Source organism: Flavobacterium cyanobacteriorum, assembly GCF_002251835.1.
Taxonomy (GTDB): domain Bacteria; phylum Bacteroidota; class Bacteroidia; order Flavobacteriales; family Flavobacteriaceae; genus Flavobacterium; species Flavobacterium cyanobacteriorum.
The window spans coordinates 1-6076 of record NZ_NOXV01000165.1; the positions used below are offsets into that span (position 1 = coordinate 1).

Genomic DNA, 6076 nt, shown 5'->3' on the forward strand with positions numbered 1-6076 from the left:
AATTTATTGTCTGTTGTTGGCGTTTCGTCATAGCCTGACCGCTAACGTTTTGCAGCTTGGCGAAGTGGCTGATTTTGAAGCACTTAATTTCAATTTAGCACTAATGTTCATTTGAAAAACCAATGTTTAATTTAGCACTGAACCCGCCATTTTGCCAAACTGCTGTTGTGTGTGGTTATTCATTTTTCACAATTTCAAATTCAAATTCTTTCTTTATTTCAGGTTTAATAGTCACATTGTTATATGTTCCAATTACTTGTAATTCTGTATCCCAACTTCCTTTTGTGAATTTGAATTGAGCTGGACTTTGAACTTTCAAAACTATACTTCTTTCATAATCAGAAGTTTTTTTCATTTCAATTTTGTTAGGATTCCAATCTCCCAAGTTTGGTTGATTTCCTGTTATATAAACAATGTCATTTTTGTCATTAACTTTTACTTTTATCTTGACTTCATACATTTCCTTGCTTAATTCACTTTCTTGCTTTTTCTGAATATTTTCAAAGTAGAATTTCAAAGCATTATTTAAGCTTGGTGGAAATGCATTCCAATGATTATTTTCAGGGTATTCAGCAATTTCAATTGTAAGGTTTTTGTTCTTTATGGAGTCTTTGAAAAAAGAGTAAACGCTCTCTCTCGCAGGTTTCCATTCTTTCCAATAGTCAATACCTTCATTTGCGTTACTTAAATAAATGAAAGATTCTTTTTTTATTTTTGCAAAGTCGAATTTAATAAGGTCTTTACTTAATTTATTATCATCATAAGCAAGATTTGGCGAAATTGCTATGTAATTTTGAAAAAGATTTGGCTTTTGAAGTAAAGAATATAAAATAAACGATGCACTTAAAGAGTGACCTACAGCAATGTTTTGATTTGAAATTCTGTATTTTGAGTTTATATAAGAAATTAACTCTGTTTCTACAAAATTCAAAAAATTGTCTGCATTACCTGAATATTTACCGTATCTTTTCCTTGATTCTTCTGTTTCCAAAATTGGTAATAAGTCGTTGTTCCTTGAATAGTCAAGTTTTTCATCGAAAGGAGAAGTTATTCCAACAACGATAAAAGACTTATTTCCGTCTGTCAAGAAAGATATTATTGAACTCGTATAATCGAAAAATTCTCTGTTTTGGCTGTCAAAAACATAAATCACATTAAAATATTCGTTTGTTCTCCAATCATAATCAACAGGAGTATATATCAAAATTTCTCTTTCTTGATTTAACGCTTTTGAATGTATTTTAACATTTTCAACTCTTGCAATTGATTGAGCAAAAGTTTGAACGAAAAACACAATAAATAATAAAATAAGTCCAAATTTTAATTTCATTTCTGTCGGTTTTTTATAATCACACACAACGGTTTGCAGCTACAAGAAGTTGGCGATTTCGAAGCACAAAACTGTCTGCCAGCACTGAACTTGATACGAAGCACAAAGCTTCATTTAACCACAGAACCGCCAATTTCTTGTAGGTGCTGTTATGCACCGTTTTTATTATTCCTTCATGATTTTTACTGTCTGATGTCTTCCATTTTTGTCCGTCACTAAAATAAATAACAATTGATTTGGTATGTTGCTTAAGTCAATAGTTAACTGTCCGTTTTGCATACTTTTTTGATTTGACATAATCAAGCGCCCTTGGGTATCAAACACTTGTATTTGCGTTAATTCCAAACCCCTTTGAATAGTTTTAATTGTCACAAAGTTTTTTGTCGGATTAGGATAGAAAGTGAAAAGGTTAGAATTATTATCAATTTCATCTATTGATAATGGCAGGCTTATATTTTTGATAACCTCACCAGAATCACATTCTGACCACCAGACTTTCTGGGTTATTGTATAATTACCAACTAAAGTATAATTGTGTGTGGCTGTGCTAAAGTCCTGAAAAGGATGTGGCATTATCAACGTTGAATCCCCATCACCCCAATAAATCATTTTTTTATTTATCATGCTTGAAGAAGAATCAATAACTGTTACACTAAGACTGTCAGATTCAATGGAAAAATCGGTATGAAATTGATTTATTTTATAATACCCATGAACGTATGCTGAATCTTTTACTTGACTCCATGCAGTTTGTTGAAGCATATTAGCATCACTAATACTGATTCCTAATGGAGCTGGTGAACCAACCGCAGATTCATTATAAAGTACAGAATAAAGTACACAAGCATGTAAATATTGACCTTTTAATCCTGGATGATAATCTGTTGGTGAAGCCCACATATCAGTTATTGCGGGATAATTATTTATCACATCTCTAAACGCATGTGCGGTTGGCAAATATGCGGCTCTCACTGAACGAGCAGCCAACGTATATTTATATATTATTTCTGCCTGCATATCCTCGTAGGGCTCAACACTCCAAGGATGCGTGTCAGGATAACCTGGAGTTGAATACAACAATATTTTACTGCAGTTCGCTTTAGCAATCGAGTCAATGATTCCTATCGGTCGGATGATGGGAGAACCAGGAATTACGGGTTGAATATTGCCTGCGCTCTGCTCCTGGACAACGATGTAATCAAAACCTTGCGCCATCAAACTTAGAGATACAGGATCTGTTACATGGTCAGATAAAAAATACCCTCCCGGAGTATTTTGAGCAGTGATTACCGTCTTTCCGTTTGAACTTGCAAGATTGGTTAATAAACCAGGTAAGTCTTGCACATAGGTCATTGAATTACCAATGAATAAAATCCTTAAAGTGTCTTGAGCGTTGGCGGATTTAAAAAAACCAAGTAGGACGAGGCTGGTTAGAATAATTAATCTAGTTCGATATAATGATGATTTTATCTTTATCATTGGATGTGATGTTTTGATGTTGTCAAAATGGTGCATAACGGTTTGCCGCTTGCCGCAGGTGGCGATTTAGAAGAACTAAACTGTCAACCTGCACTAAAGCTGAATAGAAGCACAAACTTTGATTTAACCACGTCACCGCCACTTGCGGCAAACGGCTGTTAGCCGTTCGCCCTTCATTCTGTCAACCAATTTAGGGCTTCTTCTGTAATGCCGTTATACCAATCTACTTCATTGTCTGTCGAGTTTGCTAATTCATTTGAACGCTCAAAAAATCGTTGAACGTGTCTTGGTTCGGGAACATAGTTTGCGTTATGAGAGTCCTGAACCATTTTAATGAAAACACTCAATGGCAATGGAACGATTGTCGAAGTCCCACCATAATATTGAATGTTCATTTTGTGTAGTGCGTAAAAATGGGCTTTGCAAGCGTCATTTATATTTGGTGCTATAAACAAGCAGTAAGCAGGTTTTTCCGTTTCACGCTTATATTTTGCAAGGTGTCTTGTTACCGGCTCTCCTTCTGTTTCATATTGTCGTTGTCCACCTTGCATAGTTACTTCTACTGTTAAGCCGAAGTCACCATAATCGCAAACAATGTCAGCCATATTACCCTGTGCCGTTGACATTGGATTTCCAAAGTCGTCAAATTTTAAATTAGCTTTAATATCTCCACCATCCAACATTGTCATTGCTCGCCAAGTGTTCCACTCCAACATAAGTGGCGTGTCGTAAAGTGAATTATCAAGTATTTGGTCGAATGTTGTGGAAATATCTTCAAACAGTCGGTAGTCCTTGATTGCTGCAACTTGTTCTGTTAGGATTTGCTCTTTTCTGTTTTCTAACTCGTCAGCAAATAAGTTTTTAAGGTCTTGTAATGTTGCTGTTTCAGAAATTTCAAGTTGAGGAAATTCTGCTCTAATTTTTTGTTCTAATAATTCTCTGTTGTCTGTTAGAAGTGACGGAATAAGTGGATTACCGAGATAAGCAACATATTGACCTTCATTATCAATAAAGCAAGGTTCTCTATCTGTATGTTGTAAGAAATAATCAACTTCCTGAATTTTTTCAGGAACTATTGAGATTGATTTTCCTAAATGCGAAATGTTAACCAAACCTGTTGCTCTCAAATATCGGAAGCAAGCATCAGCGTAATCTCTCATATTGCTTGCTTTGGTGCTTAGAAATTTTGCAACCGAAGCATCATTTGTTTCTCTGGTTCGTGTATTTCCTGAACTTATATCGGCACTGTAAATTTCTCTTAGCTCTCTGTCGAAATATTCTGCTCTAAAACGCTTGTAGTTTCCTTCATTCTGTGCTTTGGCAATCCTGAATTGGTTGATTTTATCAACAATAGTGTCAAACTCACGGTAATCCACTAACTGCAAGCCAAACATCATTAACTCATCAAATTTCAATGAGCCAAAATGTCTAATGAGTCTGAAAAGTTCAAGGTATGGTTTTACCCAAAATTCTGCTGAATTTTCAGTCGGTTTATGGAATGGTGAAGGAACTTGAAATTTGAGAAGTTGTCTTAAAAATATTTCGTCTTTTCTTCTTGAGTTTACAAGTTCTTCTCCTGCTGGTGTAAGTTGAATCGTTGGGGAAAGAATTACAAAACCAAGTGCTTTTGGTGCTCTGTTTATTCTGTCTCTTGCACTAAATGCTGGGTCATTTGCACCTTCGCCATTGAAAAAGTTTTCCTCTCTCAATAGCTCCATAAAAGCTCTTTGAGTTTCGTTATTCCATCTTTGTCCTGCGAAATGGGTGTGTAAAAGCCCAATTTCAGGAATCATCTTTGCAGGTGTCCGTGGGGAAGTGGTTACAAAAATTACTTTACTGTCAATTCTAGCCATAGGAAACAGATTCTTCTTCTAGTATTAATTTGGGTTCTCGTTTTAATGCTTCATTGCCATAGTTAGAGATAAGAATGTGGCTCGCTTCTGACTTAAATCTGTTTCTAATATTTACTGCATAAGACTTACCGTATTCATCAACAATGTAGTCTCCATACAATTTTTCTGTTAGCGGTGTTCTACCAATAACCATAAGTGCTTTGCACTTTAGATTTTTATATTGGTTCGCTAATTCAATATGATTTCTTTCGTTAAATCCGTCTTTGTGTTCAATATTCCCATAATCAGAAAAAATGCAATCGTAAGGTGGGTCTAAAAACATAAAATCATCTTCAGTTGCCATTTTAAAAATCTCGGAGTAATCAAGGTTGTAAATCTCTGTTTTTGCAAGTAGTTTGCTGTGAGATTGTGTCACTAAAGAAGTGTTCAAGTTTGCATAACGACCATAAGGAACATTAAATTCTCCTTTTGCATTGTAGCGTATCATTCCTGAATATGCTGTTTTATTTATGAAGAAGTAAATTAAAGCATCAGAGTATTTTTTATCGGTCAACTCGTTGAACATATCTCTGATTTGATAATAGAGTGGTTCGTTAGCGTCATCGACTCTTTCGTTTGGTGTTTTGCTTTTTAGTTCTTCAAACTTTTTTCTGTTTTTTGTGTAAGTCTTTTCAATTTCTGAGAGTTCAGACTTGAGTGTTTCAAAGTCATTTTTAACGCCCAAATAAAATGAAATTAGCTTTGAGTTAATGTCGTTAATGATTGCCCTCTTTGGTTCTAAGTGAAAGAATAATGCACCACCGCCAAAAAACGGTTCAATGTATCTTCCACTATATTTCGGGATATGTCCAATCAAGTGAGGTATTTCTTTTGATTTTCCTCCTCTGTATTTTACTAGCGGCTTCATACTTTGGTTGGTTTACGTTTATACTTAACAATGCTTTCGGCAACCACATTTAAAATTTGTGTCGCCTCTTCCTCTTCGGCTATAATGTCGTAAACCTTGTCTGCCGACCACAACCGCAGAAGCTCTTTAGTGTCGGTTTGCAGTGAGGCTGCAAGAATTAAAACCTGCTCACGCTTTGCACGTCTGTCGCCTTTTTCAATTTTGCAGTATGTCGCTGTGTCAATTTCTAACGTAGCAGCTAACTGTCTTTGAGGGATTTGTTTCTCCTCTCGAAGAGTCCTGATTTTATTACCAAAGATTGTTGACATAATTTAGTCTTGACATTATTTGGCAAATATAGAATTTGTTTTGAAAGTCGGCAAGCATTTTTTGAACAAATATTTGGGTGGTGGGTGGGCTTGGTCTGTCCATTTTTTTGTCGTCTGTTGAAGTCTGCACGGTGGTCTTTTAGGGTGACGGCTAACGGTTTGCGGCTTTGCGAAGAAGCGGATTTCGGAGCACTAAACT

The 6076-nt window shown here is 35.6% G+C and carries 5 protein-coding genes; all 5 read right to left on the reverse strand.

Going from position 1 to position 6076, the window contains the following annotated elements; translation table 11 throughout:
- Positions 1-175: 175 nt before the first annotated feature.
- The 5 genes from CHU92_RS02810 to CHU92_RS02830 all read right to left on the reverse strand — a co-directional run bounded on the left by CHU92_RS02810 (position 176) and on the right by CHU92_RS02830 (position 5877).
- A complete protein-coding gene (locus tag CHU92_RS02810) occupies positions 176-1330 on the reverse strand; it encodes an alpha/beta hydrolase-fold protein (RefSeq protein ID WP_094412390.1) in 1155 nt (384 codons plus the stop codon).
- Between the two features lie 165 nt (positions 1331-1495).
- Positions 1496-2809 carry a T9SS type A sorting domain-containing protein gene (locus CHU92_RS02815; RefSeq protein WP_165764575.1) on the reverse strand — a complete coding sequence of 438 codons (1314 nt, stop codon included), beginning with the start codon at positions 2807-2809 and terminating at the stop codon, positions 1496-1498.
- Positions 2810-2982: 173 nt separating this feature from the next.
- Positions 2983-4662, reverse strand: coding sequence for an AlwI family type II restriction endonuclease (locus CHU92_RS02820; RefSeq protein ID WP_094412394.1), 1680 nt, complete (start codon positions 4660-4662; stop codon positions 2983-2985).
- Complete coding sequence (locus CHU92_RS02825) at positions 4655-5569, reverse strand: DNA adenine methylase (RefSeq protein ID WP_094412396.1); 915 nt, start codon at positions 5567-5569, stop codon at positions 4655-4657. The genes CHU92_RS02820 and CHU92_RS02825 overlap by 8 nt, the downstream gene beginning before the upstream one ends.
- Positions 5566-5877: a helix-turn-helix domain-containing protein gene (locus tag CHU92_RS02830; RefSeq protein ID WP_094412398.1), complete on the reverse strand. Its 312-nt coding sequence runs from the start codon at positions 5875-5877 to the stop codon at positions 5566-5568. Before CHU92_RS02830 ends, CHU92_RS02825 begins: the two co-directional genes overlap by 4 nt.
- Positions 5878-6076 lie beyond the last annotated feature (199 nt).

What these genes read in the sequence shown, in the direction of transcription:
- CHU92_RS02810 (WP_094412390.1), bottom strand. Translation starts at nt 1,330, where the DNA reads ATGAAATTAAAATTTGGACTTATTTTATTATTTATTGTGTTTTTCGTT.
- CHU92_RS02815 (WP_165764575.1), bottom strand. Translation starts at nt 2,809, where the DNA reads ATGATAAAGATAAAATCATCATTATATCGAACTAGATTAATTATTCTA.
- CHU92_RS02820 (WP_094412394.1), bottom strand. Translation starts at nt 4,662, where the DNA reads ATGGCTAGAATTGACAGTAAAGTAATTTTTGTAACCACTTCCCCACGG.
- CHU92_RS02825 (WP_094412396.1), bottom strand. Translation starts at nt 5,569, where the DNA reads ATGAAGCCGCTAGTAAAATACAGAGGAGGAAAATCAAAAGAAATACCT.
- CHU92_RS02830 (WP_094412398.1), bottom strand. Translation starts at nt 5,877, where the DNA reads ATGTCAACAATCTTTGGTAATAAAATCAGGACTCTTCGAGAGGAGAAA.